The sequence below is a fragment of the Alistipes finegoldii DSM 17242 genome, from assembly GCF_000265365.1.
In the GTDB taxonomy this organism is placed as follows: domain Bacteria; phylum Bacteroidota; class Bacteroidia; order Bacteroidales; family Rikenellaceae; genus Alistipes; species Alistipes finegoldii.
Genome location: NC_018011.1, coordinates 1,517,501 through 1,537,904 on the forward strand (window position 1 = coordinate 1,517,501; position 20,404 = coordinate 1,537,904).

The 20,404-nt window shown below is 56.7% G+C and carries 19 protein-coding genes; 1 reads left to right on the plus strand and 18 read right to left on the minus strand.

Going from position 1 to position 20,404, the window contains the following annotated elements; translation table 11 throughout:
- Positions 1-2: 2 nt before the first annotated feature.
- The 15 genes from ALFI_RS06730 to prmA all read right to left on the minus strand — a co-directional run bounded on the left by ALFI_RS06730 (position 3) and on the right by prmA (position 14,774).
- Complete coding sequence (locus tag ALFI_RS06730; protein ID WP_014775268.1) at positions 3-734, minus strand: glycosyltransferase family 32 protein; 732 nt, start codon at positions 732-734, stop codon at positions 3-5.
- A 32-nt stretch (positions 735-766) separates the two neighbouring features.
- The gene (gene rfbD / locus ALFI_RS06735; protein WP_009596786.1) at positions 767-1,627 is read right to left on the minus strand and encodes a dTDP-4-dehydrorhamnose reductase; all 861 of its coding nucleotides are present in this window, start codon (positions 1,625-1,627) and stop codon (positions 767-769) included.
- 4 nt (positions 1,628-1,631) lie between these two features.
- Entirely contained in the window at positions 1,632-2,351 is a 720-nt protein-coding gene (locus ALFI_RS06740) for an acyltransferase (RefSeq protein WP_014775269.1), read from the minus strand.
- Positions 2,348-2,923 carry a dTDP-4-dehydrorhamnose 3,5-epimerase gene (gene rfbC / locus ALFI_RS06745; RefSeq protein ID WP_009596823.1) on the minus strand — a complete coding sequence of 192 codons (576 nt, stop codon included), beginning with the start codon at positions 2,921-2,923 and terminating at the stop codon, positions 2,348-2,350. Before rfbC ends, ALFI_RS06740 begins: the two co-directional genes overlap by 4 nt.
- Complete coding sequence (locus ALFI_RS06750; protein WP_014775270.1) at positions 2,920-4,026, minus strand: acyltransferase family protein; 1,107 nt, start codon at positions 4,024-4,026, stop codon at positions 2,920-2,922. The genes rfbC and ALFI_RS06750 overlap by 4 nt, the downstream gene beginning before the upstream one ends.
- A gap of 3 nt (positions 4,027-4,029) precedes the next feature.
- Positions 4,030-4,914: a glucose-1-phosphate thymidylyltransferase RfbA gene (rfbA, locus tag ALFI_RS06755; RefSeq protein ID WP_014775271.1), complete on the minus strand. Its 885-nt coding sequence runs from the start codon at positions 4,912-4,914 to the stop codon at positions 4,030-4,032.
- Positions 4,915-5,002: 88 nt separating this feature from the next.
- Positions 5,003-6,175, minus strand: coding sequence for a glycosyltransferase family 4 protein (locus tag ALFI_RS06760; RefSeq protein ID WP_014775272.1), 1,173 nt, complete (start codon positions 6,173-6,175; stop codon positions 5,003-5,005).
- Positions 6,176-6,259: 84 nt separating this feature from the next.
- On the minus strand, positions 6,260-7,180 hold the full coding sequence (locus ALFI_RS06765) for a hypothetical protein (RefSeq protein ID WP_014775273.1): 921 nt from the start codon (positions 7,178-7,180) through the stop codon (positions 6,260-6,262).
- A gap of 49 nt (positions 7,181-7,229) precedes the next feature.
- A complete protein-coding gene (locus tag ALFI_RS06770; protein ID WP_042493392.1) occupies positions 7,230-7,778 on the minus strand; it encodes a UpxY family transcription antiterminator in 549 nt (182 codons plus the stop codon).
- Between the two features lie 462 nt (positions 7,779-8,240).
- A complete protein-coding gene (locus ALFI_RS06775) occupies positions 8,241-9,452 on the minus strand; it encodes a tyrosine-type recombinase/integrase (protein WP_009596859.1) in 1,212 nt (403 codons plus the stop codon).
- Positions 9,453-9,685: 233 nt separating this feature from the next.
- A complete protein-coding gene (locus tag ALFI_RS06780) occupies positions 9,686-10,972 on the minus strand; it encodes a YeiH family protein (protein WP_014775275.1) in 1,287 nt (428 codons plus the stop codon).
- A 21-nt stretch (positions 10,973-10,993) separates the two neighbouring features.
- A complete protein-coding gene (locus ALFI_RS06785; RefSeq protein ID WP_014775276.1) occupies positions 10,994-12,040 on the minus strand; it encodes a porin in 1,047 nt (348 codons plus the stop codon).
- A gap of 734 nt (positions 12,041-12,774) precedes the next feature.
- Positions 12,775-13,185 carry a hypothetical protein gene (locus tag ALFI_RS06790; protein ID WP_237958576.1) on the minus strand — a complete coding sequence of 137 codons (411 nt, stop codon included), beginning with the start codon at positions 13,183-13,185 and terminating at the stop codon, positions 12,775-12,777.
- Between the two features lie 31 nt (positions 13,186-13,216).
- Complete coding sequence (recO, locus tag ALFI_RS06795) at positions 13,217-13,945, minus strand: DNA repair protein RecO (RefSeq protein ID WP_009596800.1); 729 nt, start codon at positions 13,943-13,945, stop codon at positions 13,217-13,219.
- Position 13,946: 1 nt separating this feature from the next.
- Complete coding sequence (gene prmA / locus ALFI_RS06800) at positions 13,947-14,774, minus strand: 50S ribosomal protein L11 methyltransferase (RefSeq protein WP_009596826.1); 828 nt, start codon at positions 14,772-14,774, stop codon at positions 13,947-13,949.
- A 69-nt stretch (positions 14,775-14,843) separates the two neighbouring features.
- On the opposite strand from prmA, the gene xerD reads away from it, so the two are divergent.
- Positions 14,844-15,740 carry a site-specific tyrosine recombinase XerD gene (xerD, locus tag ALFI_RS06805; protein ID WP_009596903.1) on the plus strand — a complete coding sequence of 299 codons (897 nt, stop codon included), beginning with the start codon at positions 14,844-14,846 and terminating at the stop codon, positions 15,738-15,740.
- Between the two features lie 169 nt (positions 15,741-15,909).
- Here xerD and ALFI_RS06810 read toward each other — a convergent pair whose 3' ends face one another.
- The 3 genes from ALFI_RS06810 to ALFI_RS06820 are packed head-to-tail and all read right to left on the minus strand — an operon-like array spanning position 15,910 to position 20,400.
- On the minus strand, positions 15,910-17,256 hold the full coding sequence (locus ALFI_RS06810; RefSeq protein WP_014775278.1) for an Ig-like domain-containing protein: 1,347 nt from the start codon (positions 17,254-17,256) through the stop codon (positions 15,910-15,912).
- 17 nt (positions 17,257-17,273) lie between these two features.
- Complete coding sequence (locus ALFI_RS06815; RefSeq protein ID WP_014775279.1) at positions 17,274-18,584, minus strand: BACON domain-containing protein; 1,311 nt, start codon at positions 18,582-18,584, stop codon at positions 17,274-17,276.
- A gap of 28 nt (positions 18,585-18,612) precedes the next feature.
- Positions 18,613-20,400 (minus strand): RagB/SusD family nutrient uptake outer membrane protein, encoded by a 1,788-nt coding sequence (locus ALFI_RS06820; RefSeq protein WP_014775280.1) that lies wholly within the window; start codon positions 20,398-20,400, stop codon positions 18,613-18,615.
- Positions 20,401-20,404 lie beyond the last annotated feature (4 nt).

A 20,404-nucleotide genomic window follows, 5' to 3' on the forward strand; every position in this document is an offset into this window, starting at 1 on the left:
AATTATTTTCTTTTCTTATATAAAATCCTTTTTATATAATCTTTCATTCGGGTTTTCAGAGTTTTTTCCCGCCAAGACCCGTCACAATAATGCATGGAATAGGACTCCTTGCTTCTCGTCGCAGGATCGCCTGCGAATATGCTTGAGCTATACACCATCATATTTCCGTCAAGGAGCTGATCCTCGTCTTTATAGCGGAATCCATACTTCGTTGCCAACATCGCCATAATGCCCGGATTTATGACATCTACATATAAGGACCCGTCCTCTTGAATAAAATGCCGGGAGCCATAATAATCCAAACATTCCTTAATAAAGGGATTAGCTTTCTTGGAGGCTATCAAAGCTGCCAACAATCCCAGTCCTGCGACAATATCCCCATCCCGTCGGACGACTCCGGCATCGTCTATTTGATGAATACCTTGTGATAAAAAATAGGTCGGATGATATTCAACAGAAGAAAAAAAGTCCCAAGATAAAAACTCATCAAAAGGTCTGAATACTTTGACATCAGTATCCATATAAATACCACCTTCCGTATAAAGGGCAAAATGTCTGATATAATCTGAGGCTAAAGACCATTTCCTCATTTGAATAGCCTCCTTTACCCACGGAACAGAATCTATATCGAAATTCGTTTCATCCCAACGCTTTATGGTATAATCCGGCAAGATCCTCTTCCAAGAGTCTATGCAATCCTGAACCGGGGGGGGTATTTCCCTCCTCCCAACCATACGAAATGGATGATTTTAGGTATCATAATGATTTATTTTTCAATTTGTTTCAGACAGTAGATCATGGACTCCCTCCAGTGGGGGATGTCCATCTGGAAGGTGGTCTTGATTTTGGTTTTGTCCAGCACCGAGTAGGCCGGGCGTGCGGCCTTGGTCGGGAATTCCGACGTGTGGCAGGGGATGATGTGGCATGAGTCGTGACCCGCGGCCGCGGCGATCTCCGTCGCGAAGTCGTACCACGAGCAGACGCCCTCGTCGGTGAAGTGGTACACGCCCTCGTTGCCCGCGTAGCGTTCCGACTCGATGATCGAGAAGATCGCAAGCGCCAAGTCCCCGGCGTAGGTCGGAGTGCCGATCTGGTCGAAGACCACCTGCAGCGTATCCCGCTCCGAGGTCAGACGCAGCATCGTCTTCAGGAAGTTGTTGCCGTATTCCGAGTAGAGCCACGCCGTGCGGAAGATCAGATACCGGCACCCGGACGCCATGACGGCGCGTTCGCCCGCAAGTTTCGTGCGCCCGTACGCCCCCAGCGGCGAGGGCGTACCATCCTCCGTATAGGGCGTATGGGCCGTGCCGTCGAAGACGTAGTCCGTCGAGACGTGGAACAGCGTCGCGCCCGTCGCCTTAGCCGCAGCTGCCAGATTGCCCGCGGCCTTGTGGTTCAGCAGCTCCGCCGTCGGTTCGTCCTCCTCGGCCCGCTCCACGTCGGTGTAGGCCGCGCAGTTCACGATAACGTCGATGCGCCGCTCCTCGACCGTTCGCAGGACGGCAGCCGCATCGGTGATGTCTAGTTCCGCGACGTCCGTAAAAAGGTAGTTGTGGGGCGAAACGCCGCCCAGACGCCGCAGGGAGCGCCCAAGTTGTCCGTTCGCTCCCGTAATCAGGATATTCATAAGTTTAATAAAAAGGAATATAATCTCCGGAAAATTCGTATCGTAGATCGTGTGTACGTTCGCCTATCTTTTTTGCGGGAACCCCACCGACGATCGTGTAGGGAGCAACATCTTTTGTCACTACGGCGCCGGCTGCGACGACGGCGCCTTCACCAATTGTAACCCCGTGCAATATCGTCGTTCTCGGACCGAGCCATGCCCGATCCTCTATGACGACGCGAAAACTGTCATCTGAATTGCATTTGAAATCCGGATCTCTATGGTCATGCTGCTCTGTCCAAATATGTACTTCTGTAGAGAGATTGACATTCGCACCTATCGATATTCCATTTCGCGCATCTAAAACCGCCCGATCCCCAATAATGCTCCCCTCTCCGATTTTCAGTTTATAAGGCTCTCTTATCTCCGCTCCAAAATAAATAACAGCTTTAGGACCGATTTCGACCAGACAAACTTTCTTATAAAGAAAATCCCGGATTATATGTGACGGAATATAAGCGATTTGGAACAAGTTATAACGGAAATATCCACTGCATAGAAGTTTGATTCGACCTGTAATGCCTCCTTTTTGTTGCCTAACGAGGGGGGGGGAGACGGATTCTGACGACTGAAATTGTCGGTTCCTTTTGAACCTGTAATAAAAAGCCATCGGAAATATCGAGGAGACTAGTATTATTTGTTTGAATAACACTAGGAACAGAAATACAAAAAATAAAGTCGTCATAAACTATAATAGTTCGTATTATAGTCGAACAGCTCCCCGGCCTCCGACAGCAGCGGATGGGCGCTGTCCTTGGGCGAGAGGATTACATCTTCGGGGGCCAGACGCCAGTCGATGCCCAGCGAAGGGTCGTTCCATGCAATGGCGCCCTCCGATTCGGGGGAGTAGGGGTTGTCGCACTTGTATTGGAACGTCGCTTCGTCGCTCAGAACGGCGAAGCCGTGCGCGAAGCCCCGCGGAATGAAGAACTGACGCTTGTTGTCTTCCGTCAGCTCCACCGCCACGTGGCGGCCGAACGTGGGGGAGCCGCGGCGGATATCCACCGCGACGTCGAGCACGCGGCCCCGGACCACGCGGACGAGTTTCGACTGGGAGTACCGCCCCTTCTGGAAATGGAGGCCCCGCAGCACGCCGTAGCGTGAGTGCGATTCGTTGTCCTGCACGAACCGCACGGGACGGACCTCTGCGTCGAAGCGGCGCTGCGAGTAGCTCTCGAAGAAGTAGCCCCGCGCGTCGCCGAAAACCTCCGGCTCTAGGATAACAACGCCCTCTATGGCGGTAGGAACGACTTTCATAGTTTAAATTTTAAGATCAGTTGACCGTATAATCGACCGGATTGAAGAACAAGTATTTGTTTAACACTTGTATATAACAGCGGCAAAGCGACACCACAAACTACGTATGGAACCCACCAGATATTTATCCGGTCCGGGATAACAGGGAATGCGGACAAATAATCAATGCCATAACCATATATCAGAATCTGGAGCAGGCTGACAACTTTGAATGCAAGAAAATGCAGAGCCATGATAGCTAAAGACGCATTTCCGGCATAGATCATAATACGCGACAGAGTCGGTAGATTATGTATGTATACAGCCAAAGTATAAGTAAACAGACAACCGACGGCCGATGCAAAATAGAAAACAGGGAGCGGCGGGAAAATTGAACTGGCGATTGCCACCGTTACATTTTTATATTGCAAGAAGAGCAGTAACATCAGTAAAACCCCGATGCTCCATATATTAACAGGCATATATCGCTGGTATTTCCGAAACATTCGCCCCATATATAAAATAGCGGTCAAATAACACTCGTTAGATAAAATCCGTCGTATAATCAGAATATCAATCTGCTGTATCTCAGCATCAAAAACAGAACAAAGGACCACTGCGAACAAAATCCCCCCCCCTAAAATTATATCGGAATATCGGTCTGACAGCCGTTTGGAAATCCAGACTCCGATCATGAACAAGAAGGAAACGATGAAAAGACTTCTCAGAAACCACAATGCCCCTAACAATTGTTCCGGAGTAACGCAAGAACAAAAATATTTAAGACAATCGAAATAGTCCTGTCGCGTATACAAATGACTGGTCAGAGGATTATAAAAATGAGCTCTGAAAAAGAGATTGTGCAACAGCATGAAAACGATTCCGTATCCGACCAGCGGAAACCACAAACTTTTAATTTTTTTCCAAACGAATAAAAGTTTATCGTCTATATATTTATCCTTGAAGAAATATCCGGCTACGAAATAGAAAACAGCCAAATGAAACAGGTATACAAAGTTATGAACCGGAGAATACGCTGTATGCCCTGCAACAACAAAAATAATCCCCAATCCTTTCATGATCGAGAATACATGGCTATTTTCTCTCTGATCAATCGTTGTCATCGTTTATGCTTCCGGTTCGTCGAGGAGTTTCAAAAGGTATTGTCCGTACTGGTTCCTGAGCATCGGCTCGGCAAGTGCGCGCAGTTTGTCCGCCGTGATCCACCCGTTGCGGTAGGCGATGCCTTCCAGACAGGCGATCTTAAGTCCCTGACGCTTCTCGATGACCTCCACGAAGATCGAGGCTTCGGCCAAGGAGTCGTGCGTGCCCGTATCCAGCCATGCGAAGCCGCGCTGGAGCGTCTGCACCTTCAGCTCGCCGCTTTGCAGGAAACACTGGTTCACGCTCGTGATCTCAAGCTCCCCGCGGGCCGAGGGCTTGATGCTCTTGGCCACATCCACGACCTTGTTCGGATAGAAGTACAGGCCCACGACTGCGTAGTTAGACTTCGGATGGGCGGGTTTCTCCTCGATCGAAAGGCAGTTGCCCTTATCGTCGAACTCCGCGACCCCGTAGCGGCCCGGATCGTCGACACGGTAGCCGAAGACCGTGGCCTTGCCATCCTCCTCGGCCGTACGGACGGCCTCGCGAAGAAGACCCGTGAAACCGGAACCGTAGAAGATGTTGTCGCCAAGAACGAGGCACGCGGAATCGCCGCCGAGGAAATCCTCGCCGATCAGAAAAGCCTGTGCAAGACCGTCCGGAGATGGCTGTGCCGCGTAGTCGATACGCACGCCGTAGTCGGAGCCGTCGCCCAGCAGACGCCGGAAACCCGGAAGGTCCTCCGGAGTCGAGATCACGAGGATTTCGCGGATGCCCGCAAGAAGAAGCGCCGAGAGCGGGTAATAGACCATCGGCTTGTCGTAGACCGGAAGCAGCTGCTTGCTGACCCCCTTCGTGATCGGATACAGGCGGCTGCCGCTGCCACCCGCCAAAATGATGCCTTTCATATTATACCGTATTGCTTTATTTCCGAATAATCCTTTAAAGAATATTATGCTGACAACCGCCCGGCCGGAAGATTCCGCCGTGCGAAATTCAGACCTTGTCCATTACCTGCTGCAACCAGAAGAAAATCCCGGTACGGCTGATGTGGGTTTTGTAGCCCAGCCGCCGCATCGCCCTCATGAATCGCGTATCGCGGCAGATATGCCACTGCATGAAATGGTAGAGACCGGAAGTGACCAGCAGGCTTACGGCAATAACCGCATACAGCTGGACGGCGATCGAAAAGCCCGAAGCTTCCAGCGCCCACCAGCACAACACGACAAACATATTCACCCCCAGAATAGCCAGTGTCGTCGCCACATGGGAGCATCCGAGGTCGATAAACATATGATGCAGGTGTGTCTTATCGGGACGAAACGGAGAGGTCCCTTTCAATATGCGCGTCGACATCACCCGCAGCGTATCGAATACGGGGACCGATAATACCGCCAGCGTAAAAGGCACCAGTCCCACGTTCGGATCCACATACGCAGCGGCCCGCGACCCGTTCTGCAGGATCTCGATTACAAAAACCGACATGACAACGCCCATGACAAGCGTTCCGCCGTCACCGATGAACATTTTCGACGTTTTGCCGAAAACGTTATGCAGAAAAAAGGGAATAAGAGCGCCGACCGAGACCACGGCCAAGATGGTCATCGACTCTTCGCCGGAAAGAAAGAAGAGCGTGCCGAAGATCAGACAAGCCATAATGCAATAGCCGGACGAGAGACCGTTGACGCCATCTACCAAATTGATGGCATTGATAATACCTACCGCCGCAACGACCGTCAAAGGCACTGCATACCAATAAGAAAACCGGCCGATGTTCCACAATCCATGAAAATCGTCTATACAGTAACCGCCAACGAAAATCAGCAATAAAACGACGACGATCTCGATCACGAATCGCAAACCCGGTGAAAGACTCAGAATGTCGTCCATCGTCCCCGTATAGAGCATCGCCATCATGGCCATAATTACGACCGGCAGACCGGAGCAATCAACGACGGAGCTCATACATCCGATCGCAATCACGACTCCGAAAAAGACGGCGACTCCGCCGAGGACAGGAACCGGCGTACGCTGCAATTTGCGGGCATCCGGATTATCGACGATATTTTTCAGCAGAGCGATCTTCACCAGACGGGGATGTATCCAGCCGACCAACAGAAGAGCTATGAAGAAGGGAATAATGATTGTGTAGCAAAGAGGCGTTGCCATACCAATTATTTATTTTCCGAGACAGCAGGTAGAATATGTGGAATATGCAGAGAGTATAAACAAGATAAAGATTCAAGACTGTCATTATGCAATATATCGCTCCGTAGGAGCAGATTGCCAGATATCGATTCGTTCGGCGACATGACAAACCACACAGCAGACGCAGCAGAAGCGATCGTCGTCTGAACAGAACGGAGTCCGGCCGTAATCGTACATGAAGCGGGCGATTCGCCATGCAAGGTGAGGGTCCGGATCATACGCATTGCCCAGAACCGCCGCATCGTACAGCCGGACCAAAGTATAGAGGTAATTTTCGTCGAAGTTGCCGGCGTCTTCGGGAACCGGCAAAGAGTTCCGGAAGTATTCGAACGACCGATTTACCGCACGGTCATTCGTTTTGTCGAGGAACGCATACGAATAGCGGTTCATCACGCCGATACGCTCCAGCGCAACATCCGGCGACACGCCGCTCCAGCTGCCGTCCCGGTTCATTTCGGCGATCCAGCCGGCAATCTGCCGTTTCAGAAGCAGCAGATATTCGTCGCCGGCGTCCGGACCGGGGTAAAGCAAGTCGATCAGACAATGACAAACACCTGTCCGGATCAACAATTCCGATTCGTCCGGTCGGAGAGAAGAGCGCTTTTCGTTGCCGCCGAGACAATCCCGGACGAGTTCGTCGGCCATTGCGAAACAGACCTCTTTCTTTTTCGAGACGTCGCCGGACACGGTCCCGCAAACGAGCGTATACATGGCATGGACCATCCGGCAGCGCAGCGCAGCATCCGACTCGCGGCGGCAGCGTTCCCGCAGCACACCGAACAGCGTATCGATCCTTTGCAGCCAGATTCTCCGGGTTCCGAACTCACCGGCCGGCGAATCGAACGTCACCAGACCGCACAATGCGGCGTACGCCCGCGCCAACCAAAGCAGGCGGACATTCGTCGCCCCCGCAAAATCGGCATTCAGCAGGGACGGCAGCGCTTCTTTCAAATATTCCGGCGTCATAACTTCCAAAAAATCAATCTCTGCAATTCAGGAAAACCGAATCCGGCCATCAAATCTTTTCGACCAGCGCCGAGGGAATGGAGGCGGTAGCCACCGCCGTGATGCCGTCGATCTTGACCACGACCCGTTTCCCGCGGGAATTCTTCACCCGCATGAGCTGGCCCTCGACCCCTTCGAATACGCCGCCCGTGATCCGCACCTTGTCCCCTTTCGACAAGGCGACCTCTTCGGGCGACATGAAAAGCACCTGTTCGTCTTCATTGCCCGCAACGGCAATAAAATTCCGCATCTGCTCTTCGGGCACGATCATAATCTGATTCTCACCGTTTTGCGGGTGCATCACATAACGAAGCATAGGTAGCTTATAGGTTTTCAATTCGTCGATGACCTCACGTGTCGAACGGATGAAAATATAGTTGTGCACGGCGACTTCGCAAGCCCGGAAAAACTGTCCCTTGGAGTTCCGGCGGCGCACAACCCGTACCGGCACAAAATTCTCGATGTTCAGTTTGTCAAGATACTCCTTCGTCGAAAGTTCCCGCTGATAGGTCACTCGCAGAACATACCATTCGGCAGCTGTATCCGGACTGTTCATCATGCTTTTCTTAGACTAAAAAAGGTCGGAAAGAGAGGTATGGTTGTAAAAAAAGCATTCCACGGGGACATCGAAAACCATTTATTGCAATGATTTTCAATCACTTACGCGCCTCCCATAAGAACACTTTCACATTTCACAGTACAGTCTCTTGGTAAGAGACCTTAATGTTGAGGGCAAAAGTATTAAAAATAAAATATATGCACAAATCTTTTGTTCTTTATTTTCGTATGCAGTGAGTTTTTCTGCGTTAAAAAAGGATTGATTATCAACGCCTTTTTTATTTTTAGTCCAAATACTGATACAATTAGGCCTTCGTATGCCGGTATTGTACGATCGGCCGTGAATCGCTGAAGATTTCCAACGCAGATCTTTTGCCGATTTATAAAAACAAGATATGAACCGCAAGCCATTCTTCTTAATATCAATTCATTACTGACCACACACATCTCTTACCAAGAGATATTACACATACAATGAAGCTATTATGCTCCGGTTCGCCTGATCGACGACGGAGCTTTCGAGCGAAGCCAGATAGATCTGGGTCGTTTTCTCCGAAGCATGTCCCATTCCCGCACTGATGATCGACAACGGAACGTTGTGATTCCGGGCCGTGGTCGCCCATGTATGCCGCGAAGTATAGGACGACAGCGGCATCTCCAGTCCGAGCAGTTCGGCCAGCCGTTTGAGCCGGCGGTTGTAGTATCCCAGAGCAGTCTGGTACTGGGAGAATCCCCGGACCGGGTCCTCCGCATTCAGCAAAGGAAAAACATAGTCCGACGTGCGGGTAACCGGCGCATAGCGTTCGATGATATCGCCCATGCAGGGTTCGATACGGATCGTAAGGCGCTGTCCCGTTTTGCGGCGGACATAGCATATCGCCCCTCCGGCGATGTCCTGCTTGCGCAGGAAGGCGATATCGACGAACGCCATACCCCGCGCGCAATAGCTGAAAATAAAAATATCCCGCGCCAGCGCCAAGGAGGGGGAGTGTTCCAGATTCAACCGCCGGAGCCGTATGACGGTCTCTTCGCCGACGGCGCGCTTGCGGGTACGGTCCACGCCGGTATATACATTCCGGAAAGGAGAACTTTGCGACACGATGCCCTCCCGGACCGCCTTGTTGAAAACGGCACGCAGCACCCGCATATAAAAAGAGACGGTATTGCGTACAATCCGTCTCCGCCGCAGCCAGTCGTCGTACCGGCTTACCAGTTGTTCGTCCAGCAGTGAGAACGGAATGTCCGCTCCGTTCAAAAATCCGGCGAAGCTGTTCAGCGTCCGCCGGTAATTCCGCGCCGTCCCCAATCTTCCGCCCGCCCGAAGGCAGGCGATCTGCTTTTCGATAAAGGCAAAAACGGTAACCCGCCCGAACGACCGGAACCGTCCGACAACATCCGGAAGGCCGTACTCCACCCGCCGGGCTTCGAAATCCCCGATAATCGCACGAAACAGGCACAAATCGCCGTCGATCTGCCGCTGGACGACAGCTATCTCGCCGTCGAGCCCAGCAAAGGGAACGACCGCCCGCTCCCGCAGGGCGTCCCATTGTTCGGGGAAAAGACGAATTCCGGTAGTTATCTGCCGGGATTGGCATTTATGGCAGAGTTGGTAATAGATTACCCCCGCCTTACCCTCTACCGTCGAATTCCGGAATTTTACTTTTACTTTTGCCATACATACAGTTTTTTAGTTGTTCATATTTTGGCCCCCGGAACCTTCTCCGGCGCCGGGCGGCTTCAGCAGTCATCTCTTTCGCAGGATCGTCCGACAAAACTAATTATCAGATCGGATAAAAAGGCTGAAAAATATGCCATACGGGCCACAAAAGACGTTTCGCCCGAATGTATGGAGACAAAAACGCCCCGGCAACAGGAAGCCGGGGCGTTGACGGTATTATGAAGACTGCGCTATGCCAGCATCGGTTTCAGGACGCCGAACAGCACGAGCGCGATGACCAGCGTAACGACGATATTGAAGGTCTGCGCCACAAGGAACGCCCATAGAGCGTTGCGGTTTTCCTTCGAAACGATCTCTTTCAGGCGGGTGTCAAGCCCCACACAGACGAAGGCCAGCGAGAAAAAGACCGTCGAGAACATCTTGGCGACGCCCGGTTCGGCGAGTTTGCCCTTCGCATCGGCCGTAAACAGGCCGTTGCTCTGCAGGATGCTGAAAACCAGCGAGGCCGCGACGAAGCCGATGATGAATTTCGGGAACTTCTCCCACACGATGCCCAGCGACGGAGCCTGAGCGCCCTTTTCGCCGCGGCGGGTCGAGAGGTAGAGGGCGATGAAGAAAGCCACGACGCCGATCAGCACGTTCTGCGCCGCCTTGATGATGACGGCATGCTGGTTGGCGACCTCGCCGACGATCGTACTCGACGCCGCCACGCCCGACGTAGTGTCGATCGTACCGCCGATCCATGCGCCGGCGACCTCCTGCACGACATGGGGATCGTCGAAAATCAGGGGCAGAATCGTATTTGCGAGCCACGGCATCAGGTAGATCATCGGCACCACGACGATCAGCACCAGCGAAACGATGTAGGAGAGTTTCCGGTCGTCGCCGCCCGCCACGCGGGCCGCCGTGATACACGCCGAAACGCCGCAGATCGAGACGCCGCTCGAAAGGACCATCGCCGTACGCTCGTCAACCTTCATGCGGCGCGACACCCAATAGGCGAAGAACCACACGACGGCGACCACCAGACAGGCCTGCGCCAGACCGAAGACGCCCGACTTCATCACGTCGCTGAAAAGGATCGTGGCACCGAGACATACGACGCCGATCTTGATGTAGAATTCGCCCTGAATCGCGGGTTTCATCCACTCCGGGACCCGCCACACGTTGCGGATCACCAGACCGAAGAGCACCGAGAAGAAAACCGACTCGAAGCCGTAATAGGAGACGGCGGGAATCTTGGCCACGATCTGCGCCAGCAGGGAGACGGCGAAAACCACCGCGAGCGACGGCAGCAGGCCCCTGAGCGGGCGGCGCAACAGAAGACACCCGACGTAAAGCACCGCCAGCACGACGGCGAAGAGGTAGGCGATATTGCTCCATGCGGCGCCGCCGAGCAGCGTCGCGGGAACCTTGGGAAGTCCGGCGGGCACGATCGCCGCAAGCGCCAGCAGGGGTATGCTCACCCAGACTACCACCCAGTCCTCGACCCGGAATTGTTCCATCCATTTTTTCATAAGGCGTTCGGTTTTTCAGTATTAGAATATGCCGGAAAGCATCAGCGCAACCACATTGCGGCCGGAGACGTCGCGGGCAGCGTAATCTTCGTAGGTATAGTTCAGCTGGCAGCGCAGGTACTTCACCGGCTGCCACGTAAGGGCCGCCGTGTAGTTGGTCTGGCGGCTCGAACTGCGGGCGGTGTTTTCGAGGAAGGTATCGTAGCGCACGGCAGGCAGCAGCGTCTTCGTCACGCGCCACCCGGCCACGGCGTACCAGCCTTCGCTGTCGAGGTCGCCCGTCGTGCCGCAGATATATTCGCCGCGCACGACGACCGGACCGCGGTCGTAGCAGGCTCCGGCCCCGTAACGGACGCGCTTGAGGTAATCCGCGCCGTATTCGCCCCAATAGTACGACCCGGCCAGCTGCAATCCGGCGGCGGGTTTCAGCGTCAGGCGTGCCACGATGTCCTTGCTCTTGTTCTTGTCCCTGACGTTCAGCCCCTCGCCGTTGAAGACGCCGATGTTGTAATTCAGGATGCTGTATCCGTCGCGGCGGAAAAATCCGCCGAAAAGCTGCGCTCCCATGTCGCGCCCCGTGGCCGAAAGTCCGCAGAGATCGTTGAAGCCCATCAGCTTGCACAACGACAACGGGTACTCGATAAACTCGTACCTGAGCGGCACGTATTCGGTATTCTCGATCGAAAAGGGCAGTTTGTATTCGCCCAGCTGGAGATTCAGCTCGTCGAACGGCCGGTAACACAAATATGCGTCCACGATCTTCGGCGACGCGAATTCGATCTGAACGCGGTAGTCGAGTTTGGGAGCGATGTTGCCCGACAGGCTCAGGCGCACGCGCTTGATAAAGAAGGAGGACGAGTTATCGCTCCATTCGTAGCCGGTCTGGAGGTATCCCGAAATCGCAGGCAGGGCGGCCAGCACCTTGTCCCATGCGGACGTTTTGGCCTTGAGCGCCGCGACCTCTGCGGAAAGCTCCCCGACCGTAGCCGTGCAGAGCGTATCGGGCTGTTGGGCATAGGAGGCGCAAAACAGCCCGAACGACAGCAAAACTGGTAAAATCAATCTCATAAACAGAATCGTTTGGGTCTGCAAAAGTCGCAAATTCGGCGCAACCGATCAATACGCGAAAATACCTAAAAAGAACAAAACCGGGTCCGAAAGGCATCCGAACGCGGCAGCGACCGGACTGAAAACGAACAAGAAGGGCCGTTTGCGACGCAAATACCTCACGCACCGGCCCGGAGGGGGGGGGCAGGCGAACACCCGAAAAAAGAGGAGCGGACGCTTGTGGGGCAGACGGTCGTGAACCTGCACGAAAATGCGCGCGAGGCGGTGGCGCCAGAGACGGCGCGGACATCGAGGTCGTTTCGCGCATCGAGACCAGTGCGGGCATCGAGACCAGTGCGGGCATCGAGACCAGCGCGGGCATCGAGACCAGCGCGGGCATCGAGACCAGCGCGGGCATCGCGGGTATCGAGGTCGGTGCGAGCATCGAAATTGTCTAGCGCATCGCCGAAGAGAACGCCGCGACCGCAACAAACGACAACGGCGGGGCAATCCCCCGCCGAAGTATGAAATATCTTTAGGCTGTTCTTCACGACACGCCGTCCTTCACCCCCAAGCCCGACGGTTCGGGCATAGGTCCGAACGTTGTGCATCCACATCATGCGCCCCTACGACGGATCGCAGCGTCCGACGACAACACCGGCAGCCGCGTTACGCCCGTATTCGGACAGATACCCCGACCAAATCACTGCAAAACCGCGCTGGATAGGCATCCGAAGCGCATCTGCATACCCCACTTATCGGGGCATCGGGAAGGAGAGCGTCCGTGCGTCGAGGAACGCATCGGGGAACGGACTCCAGTTCCACGCCTGACCGTTCGAAAGGTTGAAGTGCGACCCAAGGCGCAGCGAGTTGTTGTCGATCACGGTCACGCGCGAAGGCAGGTTCTCCTTCTGAATCACCACCACCGAAGTCATCGAGACGGCCGGCTTGACCTTCATCGGCGCAGCGGTCCGGAAGTCGGTTTTCCACGGCGACATGTGGGCCAGCGAGTCGGGAACGGACATCTCGACCCGAAGCGAATCGGGAAGCCTGAAACTGCCGGTACGGGTCGAATCGGGCCGCACGAGCCGGAACCGACCCGGCTCCTGCGCCGAAAGCGAAAACGCCGCGAACAAGGCGACGGCGATCATAAACATCCTTTTCATAACTTTCCTTCTATTTTCTGTTGCACTTTTCCTAAAAAACCTCCCGCAGAATCCGGACCGACTGCACGGCGCTGATGGCGTCGAGGTGGTACCCGAAATAGACCAGCACGGCGTTGAGAAACTCGACCCGCTGGCCGCGGTTGAGACCGATCTCCGAGAGACAGCGCACGTCGCACTCCAGAAAATCGCGCAACATGCAGGCGCACTCCCTGTTCATATAGCTAACGTGCGCGGGCCGGGTTTTCGTATAAAGCCCCTCACGGATATCGAACCAGTCGCCGGAGGCGTATTCGTTGCCGGGACAAAACCCCAGAAACCGGCTCAGGTTGGCGAGAAACCACAAATGGAAATTGGCCACGCCCTCGTCCATCGAGTCGAGCGCCCCGACGCAGTTCCACACGAAGTCGAAAAGCGCTTCGTTGGGTTCGTCGTACTCCCTGACGAGGCGGTACAAAACCTCTGCCATGAAGAGCGCCATGGTCGATTTGCGCACGTCGAAAGGCAGACTCTGCAAGACGAATCCGCCCCGCACCTCCTTGAAGCGGTGCATCTGCTGCCGCGGCGATTCCAGCCCCTCGAATTCGACGGGAAACATCGGCTGGAACAGCGCCAGCTTCGAACCGCGTCCATTGCGGCTGCGCACGCCCTGCACCATGTAACTGCGGCGGCCGCCGGCGTCGGTCAGGAGGTAGACGACCATCGATGAATCGCCGTATTTGAGCGTATGGAGAACTACCCCGCGCCCCTTGTACGTCTTCAACCTACTCCTTGCGTACGTGTACCGTCACCCAGCCCTCCTTCACCGCCGTAGCAACGGGCCTGAGTCCCAGTTTTTCGGCGCAGGCCGTGATCGCCGGAACGTCGGGTTCCAGAAATCCGCTCATCACCAGATCGCCTCCGGCGTCGAGCGCGGCGGCATAGACCGGCATGTCGGCCAAGAGGATGTTGCGGTTGATGTTGGCCAGAATGAAACCGTAATGCCGTCCGGCGATGCGGCGCACGTCGCCCAGCATCGGCGTAATGCGATCCGCGACACCGTTGGCGGCGATGTTCTCGCGGCAGTTGGCGTCTGCCCAGTCGTCGATATCGACCGCATCGACGTGCTCCGCGCCGCATTTGGCGGCGACGATCGACAGCACGCCCGTGCCGCTGCCCATGTCGAGTCCCCGGCGACCCGCGACGCCCAGATCGAGCACGGCGCGCGAAACGAGCCACGTAGTGGCGTGGTGTCCGGTCCCGAACGACATCTTGGGCATGACGACCACCTCCATGACCCCTTCGGGGGCGGGATCGTGGAACGGCGCACGGATCAGCAGGCGGCCTTCGACATCGACGGCCGGGAAATTGCTCTCCCATACGGCGTTCCAGTTCTGGGTCTCGATGGCGATATAGCGTCCCTGCACGCCGTAGCGGGCGAGCAGGGCATCGACCCCGGCTTTGCAGTCGGCCAGCCGCTCCTGCGGAATGTAGGCTTTGAGCGTCCCGTCTTCGGTTTCGAAGCTCTCGAAGGGATAGTCGGCCAGCTCGGCGGTGAGTATTTCGGCCTGCTCATCCTCCGAAAAGGCAATATTCAACGCTATATAGTTCATATTATGTAAAATTTATATATCTTAGCCCGGACAAAGTTAGCGATAATCTCGGAATATAGCAGGCAAAGGATGGCAGAAAATACGAAAAAGTGGGAAGAGACGGGACGTCGTTACCGGACCTATATCAAACTCGAAAAACGTCTCTCGCAAAACACCGTGGAATCGTACATGCGCGACCTGCGCCAGTTCGCGCACTTCATCCTCCGCCAGTACGACGTCGCTCCCCGCAAGGTCGAGGGAACGATGATCGAGCGCTACATGGCATGGCTCTACGACCGCGGACGCGAAAAGACCTCGCAGGCCCGCTGCCTGTGCGGCATCCGCAGTTTCTTCAACTTCCTGCTGGTAAACGATCAGATCGAGACTTCGCCCGCCGAGTTCGTCGATACGCCCAAATTCGGACGCCCGCTGCCCGACATCCTCACCACCGACGAGATCGACAGCATCATCGCCACGGTCGACATGCGCTCGACCAAAGGGCTGCGCGACAGCGCCATGCTCGAAGTGCTCTACTCGTGCGGCCTGCGCGTCTCCGAGCTGACCTCGCTGCGGCTTTCGGACCTCTTTTTCGGCGAAGGATACATCCGCGTCATCGGCAAAGGCAACAAACAGCGGCTGGTGCCGATCAGCAACACGGCGCGGGACAAGATACAGCGGTATCTCGAAGAGCGGCGCAGCGCACGTTCGGGCGAGGAGACGGTGTTCCTCAACAACCGCGGCGGACAGCTCACGCGCGTGATGGTCTTCACGATCCTCAAGCGGGCCGTCGAGCGCGCGGGCATCGACAAGCACATCAGCCCCCATACTTTCCGCCACTCGTTCGCCACGCACCTGCTCGAAGGGGGCGCAAGCATACGTCAGGTGCAGGAGATGCTGGGACACGAGAGCATCCTCACCACCGAAATCTACACCCACCTCGACAGCGACCACCTGCGCCGCACGCTCGAAGAGCACCTGCCGATATAAGCCGTCGGGAGTCAGGAGGAAAAGGCGGGTGCAGCCCTCCCGGACAGGATAAACCGCATACGCAGGCGCAAACTGAACCGCCGTTCGCACGGAAAAAACCACACTCGCCCATAGAAAACAGCGAAGCCGGGGATCGAACCCCGGCTTCGTCGTTTTACGGCGCAGAGCGTCATTCGCCCTGCACGCAGTCATAAACAAGAATATTGGCCCGGCGGTTGCCCGACGATCCGTCGCGGCACGCCACGCCCAGATAGAGTTTGCCGTCACGCACCTTCAGACTCTCGCCCTCGGCATAGCCCGTGGTCGTAAGTCCCGCGGCGGCAAGTCCCGCCTTGTCGGCGACGGCCGCCACTTCGGTACGCGGCACGACGATCTTGCCGCTGTAGTTGAAGACCGTGACATAGGCTTTCGATTCGAACGAATCGGCGCCCGTCTCGACGGCGTTGCCTTCGTAGAAGTAGACGTAGTTGCCCGCCACTTCGTGTCCCTGATGCGAATAGGAGTAGACGTCGTTCTCCTTGTCCGACCCGGCGGGTACCGAAAAACCGCCCAGCACGCGGCAGTCGTTCAGGTCGCGGGCCTCGATCTCGCGGGTCACGGGTTCGCTGCCCGCCGAACCGACCGTCACCGTCGCCGTCATCTTCTTGAGCGGCAGGGCCAATGCTTCATCGAGGTCGAAAATCCAGAAGTAGCGCACGCCCGACCTGCGCGAACCGATGAGCAGGCGGCGCGCCCCGAAGTCGATCGAGACCTGCTGGTCGTACTGTCCGTCCTTGTTGAGGAAAAAGGTCTCTCCCGCATAGCCGGCGTCGGAGGTCGCGCCCGGAACGAATTCGACCCGCGACACGGACCAGTTGTCGCCGTATTCGCCGCTTTTGTCCACCGAGGCGTTGCTGTTGAGCCAGATGTAGGTCTTGCCGTCGGAAGCCTCCTCGGCGACGATCTGCGTGCCGTGGCCGAAGTATTTGAGGATCATGTAGTCGGTCTGCGCGTTCAGCCCCGGACCCGCGGCGCGGCAGATGTTGAGCGTCGCGCCGTCGGAGCCGACCTGCGAATAATAGATGCTGCCGCTTTCGGTCAGGTCGAAGCCCTGCATGATGCGCCGGGGAGCGTACAGCAGTACGTTTTTGCTGTAGATAAGCTCATCGGAGAGCGGGGCCGCGAGCGCAGCCGAAGGATCGAGCGGCGGCTCCTGCAACGTGGCGACCGTACAGCGGGCCGAGTAGCTGCGGTAGCGGGCCGTAATGACGGCCGTGCCGAAGGCGCGGAGCGTCACCAGTCCGGTTTGATCGACCGTGGCGACCGTCTGGTCGGAAGAGCTCCACTTGAGCGTGACTCCGGCATCGGCGGGACGGGTCGCGGCGACCAGTTGGAACGACTGCCCGACGGTAAGTTCCAGATCCTTCTCGTTGAGTTTGAGCGACGTGATCTGCACCGTCCTGTCATCCGAAGAGCATCCGGCGCCCGCTGCGGCCGAAACGACGGCCAGCAACAGCAGAGTGAGGTATTTTTTCATACTGTTCGTTGTTTTCATCAGTTCATGTTCTCATCGACGACCGACACCGAGAAGGTGCCCTTCAGGCGCGTCGAACCGCCTCCGCCCGTAGTGATCGTATTGTTCGCCGTGATGCGCACGTTGGCCGAAACCCGGTAGCGTATCCAGAGCGTACCCGAATTGATCGTAAGATCGACGGGGAAGTCGTACGAGAAATAGCCCGTATTCTCGCCTTCGAAAAGCGGACTGTCGTAGGCGCGGACATGGTAGGTCACCTCGGTATTGTTGAAGGTTCCGCTCTTCGCGCCGCCGGCCTGCCGCCAAGTCTGCCCGTCGGCCGAGTACTCGATCAGGAAGAACCCCGCCGAAGAACCCGAACCGCCGATGCTGCCCGTACAGTTGATCTTCGTGCCGGAGACGAGGTATTTCACCGGAATCTTCTGCAGCCAGTAATCGCCGGTATAAAGCCCCTTGAGATAGGCGTGCCCGTCGTTGTAGCCCCAGCTGTTGACCGCCGAAGCCGTCTTGGCATCGGCTTCGACGACCGTGATGTAGGCGCGGCCGTCCTCCGAAACCAGACTGTGCGACGCGGTTACCCAGTCGGGCTGCCGGGCTTTCAGGGCATTGACGTCCTCGGTACTGCCCTTGACGGGACAGAACTCCCACGTCACGGGAAGCCCCTCGATCGGCATTTCGCTCATGGCGTACACCTTGGCGCGGGCCGTACCGATCTGCACGCCGTCCACCGACACGGCGAAGGCCGCATAGCCCGGCACGGTCGGCGTTCCCGCAATGTCGAGCGCCACCGTAGCGCCGCCATTGACAAGCGACACCGAGGCGCCGGCCACCGAAAGGCCCTGCGAATCGCCGCTCAGGGTGCAGCTCACGTCGATCGTCTCGTCGCCGTAGGCATTGGCGTAGGTGAAGCAGAGCCGCGATTTCGAAGGCTCCTGCTCGATGAGGTTGCCTTCGACATAGGGCGCGCCGTAAACGACGGCGCCGTCGGCCTGCGTGACCGTGATCGGATATTGCCTGCCTCCGCTTTCGAGGTAGATGGTCGCGGTGCGCTCGGCAGAACGGTTGTGCGTGGCCGAAACGGCGATCCACTCGAACGCGCCGCTGCCGACGCCTTCGGAGGGAGAGGTCGAAAGCCATCCGGCGTCTTCGGGAATCACGGTTCGCCAGCTGCCGTTGCAGCGGAGCGTGATCTGCTTGGACGAGGCCAGACAGCTGGCGAAGCGGATCGAATCCGTCTCGCGGACCAGATAGCTGTCATCGTCGTCGCTGCACGCCGTCGTCAGCGCCGCGCACCCGGCGGCCAGCAGCAAAAACTGATATATTCGTTTCATGATTTTCATTTTTCAGGTTCGCAATCGTTTATTTCTTCCAGCCCGGATTCTGGCCCAGCGCGGGATTGTCGTTGAGGGCCGTGGTCGGGATCGGCCGCACGTACTTCTTATCGTCCCACTTGCGGTTCATGCGGATGTAGCACTCGATATAGCCGCTGTCGCCGTCGGTAAGCGCATAGTCGCCGCCCAGCACCCGGTAGGTCACGCCCGGCTCCGTCACCGGGGGATTTTCGCGCACGAAGCAGACGTCGCCCGAACCGTCGCCGTCCATGTCGTAGACCTTGCCCAGCTCGCCCACATAGACGCCATACCACGGGCGTTCCAGCAGCCGCCCCATACCCCAGCGCATGTCGTCGTCCCAACGGCAGTTTTCGAGCAGCAGCTCGATGCCGCGTTCGCGGCGGATCTCCAAGATGGCCATGTCGGTCGTGGTGTTGAGAAAGTATTCGGCCATGTAGGGATCGTAGGCCGAAGGCATCGCGCCGTCCACCCCGGCGCGTTCGCGCAGGAGTTTGATCGTGGCGTTCCAGACCGTCTCGCTGAATTCGCCCAGTTCGGCCTTGGCCTCGGCGTAGTTGAGCAGCACCTCGGCATAGCGCAGGATCGGGATGCTGGTGGCGCAGGGAGCCGTATTGCTGTCCATCGAGGTGTCGTCGATGACCCACTTGATGGGCTGGTAGCCCGTCACGCAGTAGCCGAAATCGGGGGCGTAGGGCGTATTGACGTTGTTGTTCCTGCGCGTATAGCCCGGATAGCGGATGCTCTGCATCAGGCGGTAGTCGCGGTTTTCGAACTCGTCGGCAAAGAGGGTTTTCTCATACCCCGCCTTGTCGGTGAAACGGCTGCCGTCCCGGTTGAGGTAGGTATTGACGAACTGGCGCGTGAGCGAGTAACTGCCGTACTGCATATTCACGAAATAGGTATTGAGGATATGCGTGGCGTTGAGCGAAGCGTCGTAGGCGCGCGCCCAGATGACCTCGCCGGAGGCGACGCTCTCGCTGGTGAACAGACTCCGGTATTGCGTGGCGACCTTGGCCGGATCGGAAACCAGCGCATATTTGCCCTCGCCCATCAGCGTTTCGCAGGCGTCGGCGCAGGCCCGGAGGTACATCTCCGACTCGTCGGCCGTCCACGGCTTGCCGGTCGAGGGATCGTTCGCGTGGTATTTGCGGAAAGTGCCTTCGTAGAGACAGCAGCGGGCCTTGAAGGCCAGCGCCACGTTGCGGGTGATGCGCACCGAATTGACTTCGAGCTTGGCGTTGGTGATGCAGTGCGTCGAGGCGAAATCGAGGTCTTCGAGCACCTTGCGGATGACGTATTCCCGCGAATCGCGCGGCTTGTAGAGCGCCTCGCGGTCGTTGGCGTCGATCTCCCTGTCATACCACGGCACGGCCCCGAAGGTCTTGACCTTGTTCATGTAGAAATAGGCGCGCCAAAAGCGTGCGACGCCTTCGTAATGGTCGAGAATCGCCTCGCCGGCCGCAGCCCGGCGGAAGTTGCCGAGGAAGTAGTTGATGTTGCGCAGGTCCTCCCAGCTGCCCGTGGACCAGCCCGACTGGTCGTCGGCGTCGAAGTTGTCGGTGAGGTACTGCCACTCGCCGCGCCAAGCCATGTAGTCGGCGCGGGCGTCGCCCGTGGCCACGGAAATGGCGGTCGGGATCATGGTTTGCAGAAATCCGTTGGCATAGGCCTCCAGATCGCTCTCGTTGCGGAAATAGGAGGGAGCGTTGATCTTATTGGGGTCTCCGGCGGTCAGGAAATCCTCGCAGGAGACAAGCCCCGCGGCGACCGACAGAATCAGAAACAGCTTTTTCATCGTT